This window comes from Nocardia carnea (assembly GCF_029868325.1).
Lineage (GTDB): Bacteria > Actinomycetota > Actinomycetes > Mycobacteriales > Mycobacteriaceae > Nocardia > Nocardia carnea_C.
In genome coordinates, this window is the sequence record NZ_JARWNW010000060.1 from 23,140 (window position 1) to 42,921 (window position 19,782).

The following is a 19,782-nucleotide window of genomic DNA, read 5'->3' on the forward strand; positions in this document are numbered from 1 at the left end:
TCACTGTGAGCTGGCAAGTAATCACTTTGATCGAAGTCTAAATTGCTCATAGAGTGAACGGTGCAATGAGTGATGTCCACTCAATGAACGTATAATGGAGGGATGAGCGCAGAGCCGAACCCGTCGGTCCTCGGGCGCGCGGCAGCCCTACTGCGCGCGGTCGCCGCAGAAGGTGAGCAGGGAGTGACCACCAGCGATCTGGCGCGCCGGACCGGTTTGGCGCGGCCCACCGTCCACCGATTGCTCGCCGCGCTCGCCGAAGAAGGCTTTCTGGATCGCGACGCCGGAACGGGGCGATGGCTCCTCGGCCCGGAGCTGTTCCTCATGGGCTCACTCGCCGCCGAACGCTACGATATCGGCGACGCCGCCCGGCCCGTGCTGCGGGAACTCGCCCGCGAGACCGGCGAGAGCGCGTTCCTCTCCGCCCGACGCGGTGACGAGACGGTATGCCTGGCCGGTGAGGAAGGCAGTTTCCCGCTCCGCTCCCATGTGCTGTACCCCGGTATCCGCTTCCCCCTCGGTGTTGCCTCGGCGGGGTTGGTGATCCTGGCACACCTACCCGACCGAGATATCGCCGACTATCTCGCCCGTACCGACCTGAGTACGGACTGGGGCCCCACCCATGCGCGCCCGGAACTCACCCAACGCATCACCGCCACCCGGGAATCCGGTTGGTGTGTGAATCCGGGCCTGCTCGTCGAGGGCAGCTGGGGTATGGCGGCGGCGGTCTTCGACCAGCGCGACGAACCCCGATGGGCGCTCAGTCTCACCGGAGTCGAGAGCCGGTTCCGCGCAGACCGCCGCGGCGAGCTGGGCGGTCTGCTGCTCCGCCATGCACACGGCCTCTCCCGGGAATTACGCCGGCGCCCACCGGGCCACACGCGCTGAATCCGGGCCCGACTCGACCGGCCCGCCGAACTGCTGCGGTGCATGAACGAAGGAACGATGAAACTGTTCCGGCCGGACCTGGAGAACCCCGGCCCCGACGACTTCGCCCCCGTTGCCCAATTCATGCAGGTCCGGCCTGGTGGGCTGGGCGGAACCCGTGGACATCAGCAACGCGGTGCTGTTCCTCGCGTCCGACGAAGTCTGCTACATCACCGGGCTTCCGCTACCGGTCGACGCGGGAAGTCTCCTGAAGTAGCGAGCCGCGAACCGGCTGCCGGACAGTTGTGCGGGGTGCGGCGACGCCGGGGTGAAAGGTGAGATCGCCCCGTGTGGTGCCGGATGTGCACCTGAGTTTGCGTTACCATCTAAATTAGGGTTACCTACCCTAATTATCGAGAGGTCGGTGCGGTGGAGTCGATCAAGTCCGGAATCTGGGAGCGATCACAGCGTCGTCGGTTGTTGTCGCTCGAGTTGTCCGTCGCGGGGGTCGAGCCCCTGACCCCGGGATACACCCGCGTGGTCCTCGAAGGGTCGGATCTGGACGACTATCGCGACCCGCATCCGGCCGACGCGTTCAAACTCATGCTGCCACCTGCGCCGGATTCCGCTGTGGCAACACCGGTACGCGGCGAGTCCGGGCTTCCGGAATGGTCCGCCGATACCGTGCAGCCGAGGCTTCGTGCCTTTACCGTCCGTGCATTCGATCCGGTGGCACGCCGCTTGACCATGGATGTGGCGCGGCACGACCACGGTGTGGGAATCGACTGGCTCACCACCGCGCGCCCCGGCGACCCGGTATCGCTGTCCGGGATGCGGCCCGAGTGGGCGGTCGGTGCCGGAATCCGCGACCATGTGCTGATCGGCGACGGCACCGCCCTCCCGGCCATCTCCGCCATCCTCGACGGTCTCGACCCCGACCATGCCGTATCGGTCTACATCACCACCCCCGATCCTGCCGATATCGAACTCGTTCCGGCGCATCCGAAACTGACACTGCACCACCTCGCTGATATCACCCGGACTCGCGACCACATGCCCGTCTCGATAGCCGACGGTCGCCGAACCCAGGTCTGGATCGCTGCCGAGGCCGCCCAGGTTCGCAGTATCCGCGCGCATGCCGTCGGTGCATGGGAAGTCGACCGCTGCGACCTCCTTGCCCGCGCCTACTGGAAATGTGGCGTCACCAGCACCGAGAACGATTCCGTGAACCTGATCGCCTACCGGCATGCCGCGACTGCCGGTGCCGATATCCGCGATCCGGAATTGGCCGAGTCCATCGACCTGGGCGACGGCGGTCATGATCTTGTTCTCGGGTCCCCGGCGATTTCGCGCTGACCTCGGTCACCACGACCCCGGGCTCGGTGGTAAGGGTCTCGGACGCCGCGCCGGCGACCGCCACCTCGACGGGATTGTGTCAGCAGTCGGGCCCCGCTTCGGCCTCCGCGATCGGTTGATCGTTGCGGGGCCGCCTCCTGCCGTGATCCAGGAGTCTCACGTCCGAGGTGGGTAGGTCGAGCAGGTCCTTGCAGGTGCCCGGTTTCGATCGTTGCCGTTCTGTTCCATCGGTGTCATCGCCCCACCGCCGGGCCGGGTTACCCGCAATTACGAAGAAGCTGGTACTCAGGCGCTTTCGCGGGTGACGATCCGGTAGCCGACATCTACGGTGGCCGACTCGACCGCGGTATCGGCCAACCGGGCCAGCAGCAATTCGGCGGCCCTGGTACCGATTGCGTCGACATCGACGCTCACCGTGGTGAGGGCCGGGTTGAGATGCCGGGACATCTCGAAATCGCCGAACCCGGTGATGGCCAGGCGATCCGGCACGGCGATCCCGCGGCGCTGTGCGGCGAGAACGGCGCCGGTGGCGAGGACATCGGTGGCGAACATGATCGCTGTCGCTTCCGGGAAGCGTTCCATGGCTGCGTCGAGCAGGTCGACACCGGTGTCCATCGAGATATCGCGGTCCGGTAGGTCGATGATGCGGACGGGCTGGTCCGGCAGCAATTCGCCTATAGCGCGGGTGAATCCGTCGCGGCGCCGGAGGGCACGGGCGTCGCCGGAGCCGAAGGTGCCGGCGAAAACCAGTGCGCGGTGCCCGCGGTCCACGAGATGCCGGACCAGGTCACCGGTCGCGGATTCGTTCGAGAAGCCGACCAGGGTATCCATCGGTTCGTCGATCCAGTCCCAGGTTTCGACGACGGGCGCACCGTAGGCGCGTAACAGCCGCAGCGTCTCCGGAGTATGCAGGGTCCCGACGATGAAGAAGCCGTCCGGGCGTCGCTGGATGAAGCCGCGCACCAGGTCTTCTTCGCGTTCCGGGTGGTAATCGGTGTAGCCGACGATCAACTGGTATCCGGCAGGGTTGAGCCGGCCTGCGGCGGCGCGCAGCGTATCGGAGAAGATCGAGGTCGAGATGACCGGCAGGATCGCGGCGATGGTGCGGCTGCGGTTCGACGCCAGGCTGCTGGCGGCCAGATTCGGTAGATAGCCGGTGTCGGCGATGGCGCGTTGCACGCGGCGCCGGGTCTCCTCGGAGACCTGATCGGGGAAACTGAGGGCGCGCGAGACGGTTTGCGCGGAGACTCCGGCCGCCCGACCGACATCCTGCATGGTGACCGATTTCGTGGACGATTTGGCGCGAACGCGCCGTCGTCGTTCCACTCCGGCCACGCCACCTCCCGAAACGCTGTCCTTGCTGTGTGCGGAGCATACCGCTGCGCACGGTCCGGTTCGTGCGCGGAGTGTTCACCGATCTGTAGCCGGTCGAGCGGGCGCTATTGCGTTACCGCTAACGTTACCGCTAACATCCGTGGCGCAGAACACCATGTGACTACTCGTACAGTGGTCCCGAGGCAGGGAGTAGCAGGATGAATGTGCTGGACGGTATCCGGGTACTGGATCTGTCGATCGCCATGGCCGGGCCGTTCGCCGCACAGAAACTGGCAGATCTCGGAGCTGATGTGATCAAGGTGGAGCCGGTGACGGGGGAGTGGCAGCGCCATGTTTCGGCCGGCGGCGCCCGCGGGAACGAGGTCAATGCCTCGTTCCTCTCACTGAACCGCAATAAACGTTCGCTATCGATGAATCTCAAGGACCCGGCGGGTCGCGAGTTGCTGTACGAACTGGTGCGCGGTGCGGATGTCTTCCTGCAGAACTATCGCCCGGGCGTGGCGGATCGACTCGGTGTCGACTACGAAACTCTCCGTGCGCTCAAGCCCGATCTGATCTACGTGTCGATGTCCGGTTACGGAACAACCGGACCGTATGCCGACCGGCCCGGCCAGGACGTGCTTCTCCAGGCGATGAGCGGCGGCCTGGCCAGCGCCCGCCGTCACGGCGAACCGCCGCGCCCGGCGCCGTTCTTCCTGGCCGACGCCATCACCGCCTACTCGGCCTTCGAAGGCGCCATGGCCGCGCTGTTCCACCGGGAACGCACCCGCGAAGGTCAGCTGGTGGAGGCGAATATGCTGGATTCGATCATCGCGGCGCAGATGCAGGAGATCAGCGTGGCGACGGTCGGCGGGGTCCGGCAGCAGCCGACCGATCAGATCCACGCCCACTCCTATATCCGTGCTCCTTACGGCGTTTTCCCCACCTCGGACGGTTATCTCGCGCTGTCCTTTGCTGAAATGGACGCACTGGCGAAGGTTTTCGGTGACGACCGATTCCTGGCCTACGACGCCGAACGCGACGGGTTCACTCACCGCGACGAGATCTCCGCGCTGGTCACCGAGAACCTCGCGGCGAATACCACCGCGCACTGGCTCGACGCTCTGGGCGACGCGGGCGTATGGGTCGGCCCGGTCTACGACTACACCCAGCTCCGCGACGACCCGCAGGTCCGGCACAACAACTCCTTCGTCGAATACGACCACCCGACCGAGGGCACCGTGGTGACCCCCGGTTTCGCGTTCCGGCTGAGCAACCAGGCCCAGAAGGTCTACCGGCCGGCGCCGCTGAACGGCCAGCACACCCAGGAAGTGCTGCTGGAGCTCGGCGTGAGCATCGACCGGATCGAGGAACTCGAATCGACCGGCACCATCCACCGCCACCGGTCTCCCGTCGTCGCGCGCAATTCCTGACGACGCATCACCGAAAGATCCCTTCATGAGTACAACCGCCCCACCGGTTCAGCAGGCACGCCGCGCGGCAGCGGCGTCCGCGGTCGGCAGTCTCGTCGAGTGGTACGATTTCGCGCTCTACGGCGCGGCCGCGGCCCTCGTCTTCAACAGTTACTTCTTCGTCGACGCCAGTCCCACGACCGGTCTGCTCGCCTCGTTCGCCACCTTCGCCGTCGGCTACTTCGCCCGGCCCTTCGGCGGCGTGGTTTTCGGGCATCTCGGCGACAAGATCGGCCGGAAACCGGTCATGATCGTCACGCTCGGCATCATGGGTGTGTCGACCGCGCTCATCGGACTGCTACCCAGCTACCACTCGATCGGACTGGCCGCCCCGGTCCTGCTGGTATTGCTCCGGATCATCCAGGGACTCGGCGCCGGCGCCGAATACGCCGGTGCGGTGGTGTTGTCATCGGAGGCCGCACCGCGCGGGAGTCGCGGGTTCTACGCGTCCTGGTCGGGCGGGGGTGTGTGGCTCGGCTCGGCCCTGGGACTGGGCACCTTCCAGATCGTGCTCTGGCTGACCGGCGACAACTTCGAGCAGTGGGGCTGGCGGATACCGTTCCTGCTCAGCCTGGTCATGCTGGTGATCAGCCTGTACATCCGGCGCCGGGTCACGGAGACCGAGAGCTTCGAACAGGCGAAGAAGGACGATACGAAAATCCCGCTGCTGGAGCTGTTCCGGACGGCCAAGGGCCGGCTGGCGCTCAGTCTCGGATCGAACTTCATGCTCTCCGGGTTCTCGTATATCCCGCAGGTGTGGGCACTGAGCTACCTGACCAACGATATCGGCCTCGCGGCCATGGCCGGGCTCGGTATCAATGCTGTGGTGCTGGTGGCGGGCGCGGCGTTCATGCCGGTGTTCGGCCGGGTCGGCGACCGCTTCGGGCGGCGCAGATTGTTCCTGTTCGGCGCCGGATTCGGCATCGTCTGGGCCTTCCCGATGTTCGCCCTCATCGACACCCGGGTACCCGCGTTGATCATCCTCGCGCTGGTGATCTGCTTCGTCGGCGCGGTGGCCACCTGCTATGCGGCGCAGGCCGCGTTCCTGGCGGAAATGTTCCCGCCGGCCATGCGGTACTCGGGAGTCGCCTTCGCCCGAGAGGTGAGTGGCGCTCTGCTGGGCGGCACCACCCCGTTGATCGCCACGGCCATGTTCGCCGGTTTCGGGCACTGGTGGCCGGTGGCGGTGTGGATGGTGATCATGGCAACCGTCGCGTTCGTCTCCGTCTACCTCTCCAAGCGCTACCGCAGTGATGCGGATCAGGACAGTGACGACCACTTCAACCATGTGACCACCCAGCCGACCGGAACCGTCATCGCAGGAGTGAAGGTATGACCATCCCGCAGTTCGAGGACCGGTACTTCGAGGAGTACACGCTCGGGGAGACCGGCGCGGGTGGCACCAGAGTGATTGCCGCCGCCGATATCGCCCGGTTCGCCGAGCTCACCGGAGACCACCATCCCGCCCACACCGACCCTGGTTTCGCAGAGCCGAGGTTCGGCAGTGTGATCGCCCACGGCGTCCTCACCTTCGGTGTGGTGGTCGGGCTCACTGTCGAGTACAACGGCCGCGCCGTGGCCTACGGCTACGACCGCATCCGCTTTCCCCGCCCGGTACTGCCCGGCGACACCGTTCGCGCGACCTCGGAAGTCGTCGACCTCGCCGAACACCGCAACCCGCGCATCGGGCTGGTCACCAAGCAGTACACGGGGGTCAACCAGCGCGGCGACACCGTGCTCGTCTGCAAGCACGTGCTCGCCGTCGACCGCACACCGCATTTCGAGGAGCCCAACTCATGACCGACACCGCGGCCGTCGAACACATACTTGCCGCAGCCCATCTCGCCCGCCGGCCGGCCCGCCGCGCCACGGCCGCGCAGCGCGCGATCCAGCTGCGCGCGATCGCCCAGGGACTCGACGACGGCGCCGCCGAACTCGCCGAACTCGCCCACCGGGAAACCGCGCTGCCGCTCCCGCGACTGCGTAACGAGCTGGTGCGCACCGCCTTCCAGGCACGGCTGTTCGCGGAACGGCTCGAACAGGGCACGTTGTTCGAGGTGCGGATAGATCCGGCCGATCCGGATTGGCCGATGGGGCCGCGCCCCGATATCCGGCGTAGCCATGTGCCGATCGGCCCGGTTCTGGTGTTCGCGGCGAGTAATTTCCCGTTCGCGTTCTCCGTCGCCGGAGGCGATACCGTCAGCGCGCTGGCGGCGGGCTGCCCCGTGGTGGTCAAAGCCCACGAGGGCCATCCCGAGCTCTCCCGGGCCACCGCCCGCATCGTCACCGAACGGTTGCGTGACGCCGGGGCATCCGAGGGTGTGTTCGGCCTGATCGAAGGGAAACAGGCGGGTATCACCGCTGTACTGGACAAGCGGATCCGCGCGGTCGGGTTCACCGGTTCGGAGGCGGGCGGACGCGCCCTGTTCGACCTGGCGGTATCGCGTCCGGACCCGATCCCGTTCTACGGGGAACTCGGCAGCACCAACCCGGTGCTCGTCACCCGGGCGGGGTGGGCGCAGCGGGCGGACGAGATCGTCACCGGGTTCACCGAATCCGCGACGATGGGAACCGGACAGTTCTGCACCCAGCCGGGAGTCGTGCTGGTTCCGGACGTGGCCGGGTTCCTGGACCGGCTCGACCTGCCCGCTGTGGGACCGATGCTCAATCCGCGGATATCCGACGGGTTCGGCGCGGCCTTGGCGGCGGTGGCGAAGCACCCGGATATCGAAACCGCCCGGACCGGGCCGTCGGCGCCGGACGCACCGGCCGCGCATATCCTCACCACCACTGTGCGCGCCGTCCTGGCGGACCCGGCGCTCGTCACCACCGAGATCTTCGGACCGGCGTCGGTACTGGTCGAATACGACGACCCCGGCCAGGCACTCGCGGTACTGGAGCTGATCGAGGGCAGTCTGACCGCAACAGTTCAGGGCGCCGACGGGGTCGACGATCAGGCCGCCGCCGCGATCGACCTGCTGACCGAACGGACCGGCCGGATCGTCTGGAACCAGTGGCCCACCGGTGTCACGGTGAGCGATGCCCAGCAGCACGGCGGTCCTTGGCCCGCCACCACCGCACCCGTTTCGACCTCGGTCGGCACCGCGGCTGCGCTGCGGTTCGCCCGACCGGTCGCCTACCAGAACCTGCCCACCGCAATGCTTCCCGAGGAGCTGCGCGGATGACGAGCTGGACCGGCCTGACCTGGGACCATCCGCGCGGCTACCGGGCGCTGCGTGCCGCGACCCAGCACCCGGCCGCACCCGCCTGCGATATCCGCTGGGATATCCAGCCACTGGAGGGGTTCGAATCGGCGCCCATCGCCGAGACCGCCCGGGGCTACGACCTGGTCGTACTGGACCACCCGCATATCGGTGAGGCGATCGAGACCGGGGCGCTGCAACCGCTCGATGCGCTTTTCACGGCTGCGGAACTCGCGGCGTGGCGAGCCGCGAGCGTCGGGCCGTCGGCCCGGTCCTACGAGATGGACGGACATATCTGGGCCTTACCACTGGACGCCGCCACGCAGGTTTCGGTCCGGCGCGACACCGGTATCCCTCTTCCACGGACCTGGGCCGAAGCGGTCGAACTGGCCGGTGAAATTCCCGCGGCATTACCGACCTCGGGGCCCCACCTTTTTCTCACCCTGTGCGGTATCGCGGTGGGGGACGGCGCCACACCCGGCGCCGGTGACACGTTCCTCACGGAAGCGGAATACGGCGACGCGATCGATATCCTGCGCCACTTCGTCTCCGATCGCCCGGTCGAGGGCAACGACAACCCCATCGCACTACTGGAGCGGATGTCCGGTGGCGACGGGCCGGACTTCTGCCCGCACATCTACGGCTACGTGAACTACGCCCGTCGGGCTCGCCCACTGTGGTTCGCCGATACGCCGCGCGGCCGCGCGGGTCGTCACGGATCGGTGTTGGGCGGCACCGGCATCGCGATCAGCGCCCGCTGTACACCGGACCGGACGCTGCTCGATCATCTGCGCTGGCTCATGGCCGCCGACACCCAGCGCCGATTCATCGTCGAAGAGGAGGGTCAGCCGGGGCTCACCGACGCTTGGGACGACGACGCCGTCAACGCCGGCAGCCACGACTTCTACCGGACGACCCGGGCGACCATCGACGCCGCCTGGGTCCGACCCCGCCACGCGGGTGCCATCCCCTTCCAGAACGCGGGAGCCGAGGCCGTGCGGGCCTGCCTGTTCGACCACCGCAACATCGGCCGGCTCACCCGCGAGGTGAACGAGAGCTACGAGCGTAGCCTCGCATCGGCCACGACATCGAGGACCGCATCGTGACTCCCACCTGGCCACCCACCGCCGACACCCTCCTGCCCGCCGACCACGAGCGCTCAGTTCTCGTCGGGCGGGTGATGGGCCCCGAAGGCCCCTGCGTGGTCACCGTGCGCGGCGGTCGCCTGATAGATATCACCGCACGGATCGCCACGGTCCGTGATCTCGCCGAATACGACGATCCCGCCGGATTCGTCCGCGACTGTGCCGGACCGGACCTCGGATCGCTCGCCCAGATCGCCACCTGCACTCCGGCGGAATTCCGGCGGCCCGAGACCCCCCGGCTGCTCAGCCCGATCGATCTGCAACCGATCAAGGCCGCTGGCGTCACCTTCGTGGTCTCCTTGATGGAACGGGTCATCGAGGAACGCTGCCGCGGTGACGCTACTCTGGCCGACCGCGTCCGTGAGCAGATCACCGAACATGTCGGCACCGACCTGGCTGCGCTGGAACCGGGTTCGGCCGAAACCGTCCGCCTGAAGGAACTGCTGGTCGCGGAGGGCTGGTGGAGCCAGTACCTCGAGGTCGGGTTGGGACCCGACGCCGAGATCTTCACCAAATCCGCACCGCTGGCCAGTGTCGGCACCGCCACCGATATCGGTGTGCATCCCCGTTCGACCTGGAACAACCCGGAACCCGAGGTAGTGCTGCTGATCTCGTCCGCCGGCCGCGCTGTGGGCGCCTGCCTCGGCAACGATGTCAACCTGCGTGACTTCGAGGGCAGATCGGCACTGTTGCTGACCGCGGCCAAGGACAACAATGCTTCGGCTGCCGTCGGGCCGTTCGTCCGATTGTTCGACGAGACCTTCGATCTCGACGCGGTGCGCAAGCTGACCGTGACGTTGCAGGTCCGCGGGACCGACGGTTTCATCCTGCGCGCCGAATCGTCGATGGCCGAGATCAGTCGCGACCCGGAGGATCTCATTCGCCAGCTCATGGGCCGTCACCACCAGTACCCGGACGGGGTCGCCCTCTTCCTCGGCACCATGTTCGCTCCCGTCCAGGACCGCGCCGAACCCGGACTCGGTTTCACCCACCATATCGACGATCTGGTCACGATCAGCGCGCCTGCTCTGGGGGGCCTGACCAATCGGGTACGCACCAGCGACCACTGTGAACCGTGGCAGTTCGGCACCGCTGACCTGTTTCGCAGCCTGGCCCGCCGAGGGCTTCTCTAACCGTAACGTTCCGAAAGTCGTCCGCACCAGAACGTCCTCGATGGCGGCGCCGGACCTCCGGAATATGTGCTCGACGCCGGTAGACCACCGGTGTTGGATCAGTGCATGGGCTTGGCGCGTAAAGGGACGCGGATCATCGCCGTCGACGGTGTGCGGTATCGATGGGCTGTCGCCGCGAAGGACGAACCCGAAATGGCCATTGTCGCCGAAATCGCAGACGGGCAGGGCCAGCGCATGGCCACCATAGTCGGTCAGGGCGCGGTGATTGCTCCTGGTCTGGTTGCCCACGTGATCCGGACTGCACTCGGGCGAGGCTGGCTTCCGCATCGGCGCGGTACCCAGGTGACCTACTGGTCTCGCTCGTAACGGCCACCGACGCTTGTCGAGGGTCACGACAAACAACGAACCGATCGGTCGAATTGCCGGCGTGCTTCGGACATGATCAGAGGAGGGAGTTTCAACTGGCGGTCACGGCCCCACCGGGCAGCCACCAATTCTCGATCATCGTCGAGCCGGAGGCGATGACATATGAGTTCCCGGCGGCGGGCAAGGTTGTCCTGACGTTCCGCGGGCCGGATTCCATGCTGGCCGAGCTGTCCCACTATCCCGATCTGGTGGTTATCTGGCGACCCGCAGACACCGAGGTCTGGGCTGGGACCGCGGACGGGCAGAGTGAGCAGATCGGTGGGTTCGCCGATAATCCGGCGCCCGGATTCGACAGCGGTGGGAAACGGTTGGATCGACCGCTCCGAGAGACGGTCGAGCGGATTTTCTACGACCGGCCGCCGACGGACAATTCGTCCCGATAAGAAGCTCATCGGCCTGCTCCCATCAGCAGTCATTCGACGGAAGTGGGCCCTCGGCTCCATTGCGCTCCTGCCTCAGGCGCGCACCGAGCCCGCGAATCGGGTTCGGAGGCCGATCATCGGCGGAGGATCGACTGTTTGTTGTCGGCGACTACGCCCAGACCGTATCCGGCGGCCCATCCGATCTGCCGGCCGATCCGGGTGAGTAGTTGCCGAGTCAGGCCGGGGTCAGCGGCGGTGTCCCGGTCGGTGTAGTCGCCCAATGCGTGAATATCGGTGAATCCGGCAGCACCCCAACGGTTCCGGGGCAGGGTGTTCCGGCCGGCGACAGCGACGACCGGAACGGGATATGAGCGTCGGGCCACCGCCGTGGGCAGCTTGCCGTTCGCTGTCTGCTCGTCGATACTTCCCTCCCCGGTGACCACCAAGTCGCAACCGGGTAGATGGCGGTCGAATTCGAGCAGATCGAGGAAGTAGCCGGCACCCGATACGATCTCGGCGCCGAGCATGAGCGCGGCGAAGCCCATTCCGCCCGCGCTGCCCGCTCCGGGGGCGCCCGCGGCAGCTACCGCCTCCGGATAGCCGCTGCGGGCGAACGCTTGCACAAGGTTGTTCAGACCGGTGTCGAGAAACCGCACCTCTTCGTCGGTGGCCCCTTTCTGCGGTCCGTACACCGCCGCAGCACCGTCCGGCCCGAGTAGGGGATTGGTGACATCGCCGGCGACCACGATCTCTACCCCGGTGAGGTTCGCGGCCCGCGATGAGTCGATCGTATGGATTCGCCCCAAAGACCGTCCGCACCCGCGCAGTCGTACCCCACTCGCATCGGCGAAGGTGTAGCCGAGCGCCGCGAGCAGCCCCATCCCGCCGTCTGTGCTGGCGCTGCCACCGAGGGCGAGGACCAATCGGCGCGGCCGATATCGCAGTGCCTGCGAGATGGCCTGTCCCATACCGAGGCTGCTCGCATCCAATGGCAGCTTGCGGCCGTTCGGCAGGGTGGTGAGGCCGCAGGTATCGGCGACCTCGACCACCGCGGTGCCGTGGCCGACGGCGATCCGCCCGTATTTCGGAGTACCGGCGGCCCCGGCCACGGTCACCGGATGCGGAGTGAATCCCGCGGCGAGCGCGGCGTCGACGCTCCCGTCACCGCCATCGGCCAGCGGCATCCGGTAACTGTCGACCCCCGCCGCCGCCAAGCCCTCCGCCAGCCGGTCGGCCACCTCGGACGCCGAGAGGCTTCCCTTGAACTTGTCCGGGGCAACCAAGACTTTCACGCGGTCGACTTCCTGTCGGCGAGTGGGCGGGGGATCGGAATTCAGTCCGCGTGCGTTGCCGAGCCGAGAAGTTCGCGGACGCGGTTGGCAACCCTGATGAATTCCGGCTGCTCCATCGTCGTGGCGTAATCCCGGTGCGCGGGCAGGTCGACGTCGAGTAGTTCGACGATCCGGCCCGGCCGCGGGCTCATCACGACCACCCGATTGGCGAGGTAGACGGCTTCGGCCACCGAATGGGTGACCAGCAGGACCGTTGTGCCCGTTTCCCGCCAGATCCGATGCAGTTCGATATTCATCCGTTCCCGGGTGAGTGCGTCGAGCGCGCCGAACGGCTCGTCCATCAGCAGCACTTCCGGTTCGTGCAACAGGGCCCGGCACAGGGAGACCCGCTGCTGCATACCGCCGGAGAGTTCGTGCGGCAGGGCGTTCTCGAATCCGCCGAGCCCGGTCATCTCGATGAGGCGCGCGCATTCGGCCTCGGCTGCCCGTTTGTTCAAACCGCGCATTTCGGCCTGGAGCAGGATGTTCTTGCGGACGGTCCGCCATTCCAGCAGTGCCGCGCGCTGGAAGACGTAGCCGATATTGCGCTGCGGCCCTCGCACCGGGGCACCGCCGAGTTCGACGCTGCCCCCGCTCGGATCGGTGAGGCCGGCGACAACCTTCAGCAGTGTCGATTTACCGCAGCCGGACGGGCCGACGATCGACACGAATTCGCCCCGCCGGACCTGCAGCCCGACATCGTGCAGCGCGGTGACCTCGCCGCGTTTGGACGAGAACCGTACGGTCAGATCCTCCACCGCGACGGCGGTATCGGTGCGGGGGAGTGTGTCGGTGGGTGTGCTCATATCGTCACCTGCTCCGGTCACGGCTTGCTGGTGGGGGTGAACTTCGATTCCCAGTACTTGGCCGGGTCCTCGGCTTTGTCGAGGAGCTTTGCACTGCTGAGGACCTCCACGGTGGCGCGCCAATCGGCTTCGGAGTTGGTGCCCGGCGCTTCACCTTCGGTTTCCGGGGTGGCGAGCAGCGGGACGGTCTGCTGCCACTGCTGCAGCAGTACCTCCTGCGGCGGCAGTTGCGGATCCTTGCCTTCCATCGCCGCCACCGCGGCCTCCGGGTTTGCGACAGCGGCGGCGAAGGCCTCGCTGGTCGCATCGACCATGGCCTGTACCAGCTCGGGCGACGATTCGATGGTGGCCTGGTTCGCGATCAGCCCGTTGCTGAAGAAGCTCAGGCCTTGGTCGGAATACCGCAGATAGCGGACCTCGCGGCCGCTCTTGTTCGCGATGGTGGGCCCTTGGTCGTGCGCGAATCCGATGAGGCCGTCGACGCGGCCGGAGAGCATCGCCGACATCTTGCCCGCCGAGTCGAGGCTCTGCTGGGTTACCTGATCCGCCGCAACGCCGGCTTTGTCGAGGTATACCGGGAAGGTCGTCGTCGGCGCGTCACCCGCGGAGACGGCAATGGTTTTACCCGCCAGGTCTGCCGGTGTGCGGATATTCGAATCGGCGAAAACCTGAACTGCCGAGGGCGTGGTCTGGAGGAAGACGCCGACGCTCTTGACCTTGACGCCCTTATCGATGTTGCTCAGGACGGCCGGGGTATCGGCCCAGCCGAAGTCGGTCTGCTGCGAACCGGTGGCCTGCGTGGTCTTGGTGGAGCCCTGGCCGGCCGAAATGTTCAGATCGATGCCGTGCTCGGCGAATATTCCTTCTTGTACCCCGTAATAGAAGGGGGCGTGCTCACCATAGGGATACCAGTTGAGCATCAGCGACACCGCGGTGGTCTCCCCGTCGGTGCCGGGGTCCTTCGCCTCGTTGCCGCTGCCCCCGCAACCGGTCAATACCAGGAGTGAAGCAGCCGCGGCGGCGGCCATTGTCGTGAGTCTGCGAGTTGCGAATTTCATGCGAGTTCTCCAGCTGTGGCGTGAATACGATTGTTCGACAGGCTTATGCCGCGCCGACGGCCGAGGCCGTGGATCGGCGCGAGGCGTGCCATGGAATAAGGAATTGTTCGGCGATTTCGATAATCGCGAACAGGATGATGCCCAGCAGGGACATGATGATCAGGGCGGCGAACAGCATAGCTGTGTCGATATTGCCGTTGGCTTGCAGAATCACGTAGCCGAGGCCCTCGTTCGCGCCGACGAATTCACCGACCACGGCGCCGGTGACCGCGAGAGTGGCAGCGATTTTGAGGCCGGACATCAACTGCGGCAGCGATGCCGGAAAACGCACCTTCACGAACGTCTTCCAATTGCTTGCGCCCATGGTGGAGGTGAGCTCGAGTATTTCGGGATCGACCGAACGGAGCCCGGCCATACCGGCGATGACGATCGGGAAGAATGCCATCAATACGGCGACGAGAATCTTGGGGCTGGTGCCGAATCCGAGCCAGACGATGAACAGTGGTGCGATCGCGATCTTGGGGATGACCTGCGCGAAAAGGATGAGCGGGTACATCGTCCGCTCGACACCGCGGGAGTAGATCATCACCAGTGCGACGGCTTCGCCGATCACTGCGGCGATAACGAAGCCGACCACGGTTTCGTAGGTGGTGACCCAGGTGTTCTGGAGCAGATACGCCGAGTTGTCGGCGGCGGTGCGCCAGGTATCCGCCGGCGACGGCAGAATATACGGCTCGACGAGCTCGAATTCGGTGACGGCCCACCACGCGGCGACGAGCGCTGCCACCAGGGCGAGCGGTCGCCATACGGTCGACCACATTGTGGATGGGGATGGGAGTTTCCGGCGCCGAGTGCGAACGGGTTGCGTCGCTTTCGGTGCGGAGGAACCGGCCTCGACGGACGTGACTACCGCCATCTGGAGTCCTAAAGCTAGTAGTGGAGCGGGGTTCGCACTACACCCGCCGGGAATGCGCTTTCCGACGCTGGAACAGAGGCTAGTGTGACCGGCCACACAGTGTCAAGGGTTTCCTGTCGGTGCAGGTCAGGACCGTCGCAAAACACTGCTGTCGCGCAGGATCACGCGGCCGGGCACGAATTCGTGGACCTGTGCGGCCGTCGCGGAGTCGTCGAGTGCGAGTGCTACGGCACTTTCGCCGATCTCGACCAGCGACAGCGCCACCGTCGAAAGGCCCGGCACATGGTCGCGCAGCGTCGGGATATCGTCGAACCCGGCGACGCAGACATCATCGGGCACCGTGAGGCCGAGTTCGCGCCACGCCGCGATCGCTCCGATCGCCATCACGTCGCTGACGGCGAAAACGCACGGCGTTACGTCGCCGGCCTGTCCGGGTCGCAGATCCAGCGCTGCGGCCAGGCGGCGAGCGGCGCTGAAACCACCATCCCGGGAGAAGTCGCCCGCGATCTCCACCAGCGGTGTCATGCCCTGTGTCGCGAGAGCTTCGACGAAGCCGTTGCGCCGGTCGACTGCGGTCCTGATATTGCCCGGACCGCCGATAACGGCGAAATCCCGGTGGCCCTGCTCGAGCAAGGCGTGTGCCAGTTGCGCAGAGGCCGAATGGTTCTCGGGCTCCACGGCAGCACCGAATGGTAGCGGCTGTCCGATGACGACCACCTTGCCGTTGTTGTCCAGATACCGCGCACAATCTTTCTCGAGATCGCGGTCGAGATCGCCGCTCTGGCGCGAGCCCGCCAGGATGATCGCATCGGCGCGATGCGAGATGAAGGTGCTCACGGATTCGCGTTCGATATCGAAATCGCGTTGCGTGCTGGACAGCAGGACGAGTTTGCCGGCTCTGCGTGCCGCCGCCTGGACGCCCTGGACGATCGAGGAGAAGTAGGGGTCGGCGATATCGTGCACGACGAGTCCGATGAGGCCGGTAGAGGCGCGTGCAAGGGCCTGGGCCTGGGCGTTTGCCACGTAGCCCAGTTCGGCGGCGGCGGCGCGAACCCGGTCGGCGACGCCTTCACCGGGTACCCGTGACGAACCGTTGAGTACCCGGGACGCGGTCGCCTGGGAGACGCCCGCCCGGGTCGCGACATCTTGCAATCTCACAGCCGCCATGGCTTCGTGCCTCGTTTTCTCGTGTGCGCGGGGTTGACCGGACTTCGGGACTAGCATAGCTTGGAAAGCGCATTCCGACGCTGACTCGTCCACTCGGCAGGTGCGGCTCTCCGCACCGTCCACGACCCCATTCCGCGGTCGTCGGCCACGCACATCAGAAGAGGCACCCAGCCATGCCCGATTCCACTCCGCAGCGCACGCTCCGCATCGCCATGAACGGCGTCACCGGCCGCATGGGCTACCGCCAGCACCTCGTGCGCTCCATCCTCCCGATCCGCGACAGCGGCGGACTGCTGCTCCCGGACGGTACCCGTATCCGAGTGGAGCCGGTCCTCGTCGGCCGCAATGCCGCCAAACTGGCCGAACTCGCCGAACACCACGGCATCGCCGAATGGAGTACCGATGCCGCCGCCGTGATCGCCGATCCGTCGATCGATATCTACTTCGACGCGCAGGTCACCTCTCGTCGCGTCGAGGCCCTGGCTGCCGCGATGAAGGCGGGTAAGCACGTCTTCACCGAGAAACCGACCGCCGAAACCTCGACCGAAGCCGTCGAACTCGCCCGGATCGCCGCGAATGCCGGCATCACCGCGGGAGTCGTCCATGACAAGCTCTATCTACCCGGTCTGGTGAAGTTGCGCCGGCTCGTCGACGAAGGATTCTTCGGTCGAATCCTCTCGCTGCGCGGCGAATTCGGATACTGGGTTTTCGAAGGCGACGGCCAGCCCGCCCAGCGCCCCAGCTGGAACTACCGCGCCGAAGACGGCGGCGGCATCGTCGTCGATATGTTCTGTCACTGGAACTACGTACTCGAGGGTTTGCTCGGCAAGGTCGAGGCAGTCACCGCCAAGGCGGCCACGCACATCCCCACCCGGTGGGATGAACAGGGCAAGCCGTATCCGGCCACCGCCGACGATGCCGCCTACGGGATCTTCGAGATGGAGAACGGCGTGATCGCCCAGATCAACTCGTCGTGGGCAGTACGCGTATACCGCGATGAGCTCGTCGAGTTCCAGATCGACGGAACACACGGATCCGCTGTCGCCGGCTTGCGCAAATGTGTTGCCCAGCATCGCTCCCACACACCGAAACCGGTCTGGAATCCGGATCTCCCGGTTACCGAGCCGTTCCGTGACCAGTGGTTGGACGTGCCGGCGAACGCGGAGCTCGACAACGGGTTCAAGGTGCAGTGGGAGGAGTTCCTCACCGATGTGGTGAACGGACGGCCGCACCGCTACGGAATGCTCTCCGCCGCCCGCGGGGTGCAACTCGCCGAACTAGGACTGCGCAGCTCCGCCGAAGGTCGCCGGATCGAGATCCCGGAGGTGACCCTGTGACCGCGGCATCCACAGGTGTGTCGGTCGCGCTGCCCCTCGACGAACGGCTGGAATCGTACGTTCTCGGCGCGCCGGGTGCGTGGACACGGCCGACACAGCCGATCATCTCGCGCGTGGCTTTCGCTGCCGCACACGTGATTCCGCGCGCTACGGCAGACAACACACCGGGTGCGCCCGCAGCCGTCGATTGGGACGCGACGCTGGCCTACCGCCACGAACTGTGGTCCTACGGACTCGGCGTCGCCGACGCCATGGACACCGCGCAGCGCGGAATGGGCCTCGACTGGCAGGCGACCGCGGAATTGATCCGGCGATCCGGTGCCGAGGCGGCATCGGCGGGAGGCCGGCTGGCCTGCGGAGCCGGGACCGACCAGCTCGACCTCGCCGGCCTCCCCACCGGACCGGCCGGGCTCGCCGCGATCGTCGACGCGTATCGCGAGCAGATCGACGTGGTCACCGACGCCGGAGCCCAGGTGATCCTGATGGCGTCGCGGGCACTGGTCCAGGTCGCGCGCTCGGCCGCCGACTACGTATCCGTCTACGAGAAACTGCTGGCCTACGCGGACCGGCCGGTGATCCTGCACTGGCTCGGCACCATGTTCGATCCCGCGCTGCACGGATACTGGGGCAGCGCCGATATCGACGCCGCCACCGAAACGTTCCGCACGCTCATCGAGAACAACCGATCGAAGATCGACGGAGTGAAGGTTTCACTGCTCGACGCAGCACACGAGATCGCATTGCGACGCGCACTACCCGAGGGCGTGCGGTTGTATACCGGCGATGATTTCAACTATCCGGAACTGATCATCGGTGACCGGCATGGGCATTCGGATGCACTGCTGGGTATCTTCGCGGCGATCTATCCGGCCGCGTCCACCGCGCTACAGGAACTCGACAACGGCAATACGACCCGTGCCGCGGATATCCTCACCACCACACAGGAACTCGGGCGCCACATTTTCGCCGCACCCACGTACTACTACAAGACCGGTATCGCGTTCTTGTCCTGGCTCAACGACAAACAACCCGGATTCTCGATGGTGGGCGGGCTGTCCACGGGTCGATCCGTACTCCATCTGGCCGAACTTTTCCGGCTCGCGGACAAGGCCGGGCTCCTGTCGGATCCGGAACTGGCCGCGCACCGTATGCGGGTCTACCTCGAACTGAACGGATTGACATCATGACTTCTGTTGCGGCACAGCAGCGTGCTTTCGATCCGGCCGATCCGTTCCGGTCGCTGTCGCTGAACACGGTGACGACGAAGCGGTGGACCCTGGCAGAGGCAGTGGACGGTGCCGCCCGGGCCGGGCTCGGCGCCATCGGGCTGTGGCGCGACCGGGTCGACGAAATCGGCGCCGCCACCGCCGCGAAGATCGCCGCCGACGCGGGGTTACGTGTCTCGAGTCTGTGCCGCGGCGGCTTCTTGACCGAGCCCGGCGACGGGCGGGCGGCACTCGACGACAACCGCCGTGCCATCGACGACGCGGCGACACTGGGTACGCGGGAATTGGTGATGGTGGTGGGCGGTATGCCCGATCGCGACCTCCCGGCCGCCCGGGCAAGGGTGGGTGAGCAGCTCGAACTGCTCGTCCCGTACGCCGCCGCACGCGGTGTCCGCCTCGCTCTCGAGCCGCTGCACCCCATGTTCTGTGCCGACCGAGCTGTGATTTCCACACTGGCACAGGCGCTGTCGATGGCGCAGCCGTACCCGGCAGAGACCGTAGGTGTTGTAGTCGACACCTTCCATATCTGGTGGGATCCGGCTCTCGAAGAACAGATCGCACAGGCCGGTGCCGCCGGACGGATCAGCTCCTACCAGGTCTGTGACTGGCTGAACCCGATGACCGCCGATCCGCTGCTGTCGCGCGGCATGATGGGCGACGGTG

19 protein-coding genes and 1 pseudogene are annotated in these 19,782 nt (G+C 66.4%); 14 read left to right on the forward strand and 6 right to left on the reverse strand.

Annotation, left to right across the window (positions count from 1 at the left end; all coding sequences use genetic code 11):
* Positions 1 to 102 precede the first annotated feature (102 nt).
* The 3 genes and pseudogenes from QH196_RS03320 to QH196_RS03330 all read left to right on the forward strand — a co-directional run bounded on the left by QH196_RS03320 (position 103) and on the right by QH196_RS03330 (position 2,223).
* Positions 103 to 888 carry an IclR family transcriptional regulator gene (locus tag QH196_RS03320; protein ID WP_280414255.1) on the forward strand — a complete coding sequence of 262 codons (786 nt, stop codon included), beginning with the start codon at positions 103 to 105 and terminating at the stop codon, positions 886 to 888.
* Between the two features lie 42 nt (positions 889 to 930).
* Positions 931 to 1,144: pseudogene (locus QH196_RS03325) on the forward strand (SDR family oxidoreductase); the annotation flags it as partial.
* 152 nt (positions 1,145 to 1,296) lie between these two features.
* The gene (locus tag QH196_RS03330; protein ID WP_280414256.1) at positions 1,297 to 2,223 is read left to right on the forward strand and encodes a siderophore-interacting protein; all 927 of its coding nucleotides are present in this window, start codon (positions 1,297 to 1,299) and stop codon (positions 2,221 to 2,223) included.
* A gap of 285 nt (positions 2,224 to 2,508) precedes the next feature.
* Here the strand turns inward: QH196_RS03330 and QH196_RS03335 are convergent, their stop codons facing one another.
* Complete coding sequence (locus tag QH196_RS03335; RefSeq protein ID WP_280414257.1) at positions 2,509 to 3,549, reverse strand: LacI family DNA-binding transcriptional regulator; 1,041 nt, start codon at positions 3,547 to 3,549, stop codon at positions 2,509 to 2,511.
* A 206-nt stretch (positions 3,550 to 3,755) separates the two neighbouring features.
* Here QH196_RS03335 and QH196_RS03340 point away from each other — a divergent pair, with 206 nt between their 5' ends.
* From QH196_RS03340 to QH196_RS03375, 8 genes are all read left to right on the forward strand, one after another.
* Positions 3,756 to 4,970, forward strand: a complete 1,215-nt coding sequence (locus QH196_RS03340) for a CaiB/BaiF CoA transferase family protein (RefSeq protein WP_280414258.1) — start codon at positions 3,756 to 3,758, stop codon at positions 4,968 to 4,970.
* A 25-nt stretch (positions 4,971 to 4,995) separates the two neighbouring features.
* Positions 4,996 to 6,345, forward strand: a complete 1,350-nt coding sequence (locus tag QH196_RS03345; RefSeq protein ID WP_280414259.1) for an MFS transporter — start codon at positions 4,996 to 4,998, stop codon at positions 6,343 to 6,345.
* Positions 6,342 to 6,809: a MaoC family dehydratase gene (locus tag QH196_RS03350; RefSeq protein ID WP_280414260.1), complete on the forward strand. Its 468-nt coding sequence runs from the start codon at positions 6,342 to 6,344 to the stop codon at positions 6,807 to 6,809. Before QH196_RS03345 ends, QH196_RS03350 begins: the two co-directional genes overlap by 4 nt.
* The gene (locus tag QH196_RS03355) at positions 6,806 to 8,194 is read left to right on the forward strand and encodes an aldehyde dehydrogenase (NADP(+)) (RefSeq protein ID WP_280414261.1); all 1,389 of its coding nucleotides are present in this window, start codon (positions 6,806 to 6,808) and stop codon (positions 8,192 to 8,194) included. Before QH196_RS03350 ends, QH196_RS03355 begins: the two co-directional genes overlap by 4 nt.
* On the forward strand, positions 8,191 to 9,318 hold the full coding sequence (locus QH196_RS03360; protein WP_280414262.1) for an extracellular solute-binding protein: 1,128 nt from the start codon (positions 8,191 to 8,193) through the stop codon (positions 9,316 to 9,318). The genes QH196_RS03355 and QH196_RS03360 overlap by 4 nt, the downstream gene beginning before the upstream one ends.
* The gene (locus QH196_RS03365) at positions 9,315 to 10,490 is read left to right on the forward strand and encodes a fumarylacetoacetate hydrolase family protein (protein ID WP_280414263.1); all 1,176 of its coding nucleotides are present in this window, start codon (positions 9,315 to 9,317) and stop codon (positions 10,488 to 10,490) included. Before QH196_RS03360 ends, QH196_RS03365 begins: the two co-directional genes overlap by 4 nt.
* 105 nt (positions 10,491 to 10,595) lie before the next feature.
* Positions 10,596 to 10,856: a hypothetical protein gene (locus tag QH196_RS03370; protein ID WP_280414264.1), complete on the forward strand. Its 261-nt coding sequence runs from the start codon at positions 10,596 to 10,598 to the stop codon at positions 10,854 to 10,856.
* A 155-nt stretch (positions 10,857 to 11,011) separates the two neighbouring features.
* On the forward strand, positions 11,012 to 11,299 hold the full coding sequence (locus tag QH196_RS03375) for a hypothetical protein (RefSeq protein WP_280414265.1): 288 nt from the start codon (positions 11,012 to 11,014) through the stop codon (positions 11,297 to 11,299).
* Positions 11,300 to 11,412: 113 nt separating this feature from the next.
* On the opposite strand, the gene QH196_RS03380 is transcribed toward QH196_RS03375, so the two are convergent.
* The 5 genes from QH196_RS03380 to QH196_RS03400 all read right to left on the reverse strand — a co-directional run bounded on the left by QH196_RS03380 (position 11,413) and on the right by QH196_RS03400 (position 16,556).
* Positions 11,413 to 12,570, reverse strand: a complete 1,158-nt coding sequence (locus QH196_RS03380) for a glycerate kinase (protein WP_280414266.1) — start codon at positions 12,568 to 12,570, stop codon at positions 11,413 to 11,415.
* 41 nt (positions 12,571 to 12,611) lie between these two features.
* Complete coding sequence (locus QH196_RS03385) at positions 12,612 to 13,415, reverse strand: ABC transporter ATP-binding protein (protein WP_280414267.1); 804 nt, start codon at positions 13,413 to 13,415, stop codon at positions 12,612 to 12,614.
* Positions 13,416 to 13,432: 17 nt separating this feature from the next.
* Positions 13,433 to 14,473 (reverse strand): ABC transporter substrate-binding protein, encoded by a 1,041-nt coding sequence (locus tag QH196_RS03390; protein WP_280414268.1) that lies wholly within the window; start codon positions 14,471 to 14,473, stop codon positions 13,433 to 13,435.
* A gap of 43 nt (positions 14,474 to 14,516) precedes the next feature.
* Complete coding sequence (locus QH196_RS03395; RefSeq protein WP_280414269.1) at positions 14,517 to 15,293, reverse strand: ABC transporter permease; 777 nt, start codon at positions 15,291 to 15,293, stop codon at positions 14,517 to 14,519.
* A 222-nt stretch (positions 15,294 to 15,515) separates the two neighbouring features.
* Positions 15,516 to 16,556: a LacI family DNA-binding transcriptional regulator gene (locus QH196_RS03400; protein ID WP_280414270.1), complete on the reverse strand. Its 1,041-nt coding sequence runs from the start codon at positions 16,554 to 16,556 to the stop codon at positions 15,516 to 15,518.
* A gap of 173 nt (positions 16,557 to 16,729) precedes the next feature.
* Between QH196_RS03400 and QH196_RS03405 the strand changes: the two genes are divergently transcribed.
* The 3 genes from QH196_RS03405 to QH196_RS03415 all read left to right on the forward strand — a co-directional run.
* Positions 16,730 to 17,893, forward strand: coding sequence for a Gfo/Idh/MocA family protein (locus QH196_RS03405; protein ID WP_280414271.1), 1,164 nt, complete (start codon positions 16,730 to 16,732; stop codon positions 17,891 to 17,893).
* Positions 17,890 to 19,080 carry a dihydrodipicolinate synthase family protein gene (locus tag QH196_RS03410; protein WP_280414272.1) on the forward strand — a complete coding sequence of 397 codons (1,191 nt, stop codon included), beginning with the start codon at positions 17,890 to 17,892 and terminating at the stop codon, positions 19,078 to 19,080. Before QH196_RS03405 ends, QH196_RS03410 begins: the two co-directional genes overlap by 4 nt.
* On the forward strand, positions 19,077 to 19,782 hold a 706-nt coding region (locus QH196_RS03415; RefSeq protein WP_280414273.1), incomplete at its 3' end, for a sugar phosphate isomerase/epimerase family protein. The genes QH196_RS03410 and QH196_RS03415, both read left to right, overlap by 4 nt.

Coding starts and splice junctions, on each gene's coding strand:
- QH196_RS03340 (WP_280414258.1), top strand. CDS start 3,756: ATGAATGTGCTGGACGGTATCCGGGTACTGGATCTGTCGATCGCCATG.
- QH196_RS03385 (WP_280414267.1), bottom strand. CDS start 13,415: ATGAGCACACCCACCGACACACTCCCCCGCACCGATACCGCCGTCGCG.
- QH196_RS03405 (WP_280414271.1), top strand. CDS start 16,730: ATGCCCGATTCCACTCCGCAGCGCACGCTCCGCATCGCCATGAACGGC.
- QH196_RS03370 (WP_280414264.1), top strand. CDS start 10,596: ATGGGCTTGGCGCGTAAAGGGACGCGGATCATCGCCGTCGACGGTGTG.
- QH196_RS03350 (WP_280414260.1), top strand. CDS start 6,342: ATGACCATCCCGCAGTTCGAGGACCGGTACTTCGAGGAGTACACGCTC.
- QH196_RS03355 (WP_280414261.1), top strand. CDS start 6,806: ATGACCGACACCGCGGCCGTCGAACACATACTTGCCGCAGCCCATCTC.
- QH196_RS03320 (WP_280414255.1), top strand. CDS start 103: ATGAGCGCAGAGCCGAACCCGTCGGTCCTCGGGCGCGCGGCAGCCCTA.
- QH196_RS03390 (WP_280414268.1), bottom strand. CDS start 14,473: ATGAAATTCGCAACTCGCAGACTCACGACAATGGCCGCCGCCGCGGCT.
- QH196_RS03395 (WP_280414269.1), bottom strand. CDS start 15,293: ATGTGGTCGACCGTATGGCGACCGCTCGCCCTGGTGGCAGCGCTCGTC.
- QH196_RS03345 (WP_280414259.1), top strand. CDS start 4,996: ATGAGTACAACCGCCCCACCGGTTCAGCAGGCACGCCGCGCGGCAGCG.
- QH196_RS03360 (WP_280414262.1), top strand. CDS start 8,191: ATGACGAGCTGGACCGGCCTGACCTGGGACCATCCGCGCGGCTACCGG.
- QH196_RS03400 (WP_280414270.1), bottom strand. CDS start 16,556: ATGGCGGCTGTGAGATTGCAAGATGTCGCGACCCGGGCGGGCGTCTCC.
- QH196_RS03375 (WP_280414265.1), top strand. CDS start 11,012: ATGACATATGAGTTCCCGGCGGCGGGCAAGGTTGTCCTGACGTTCCGC.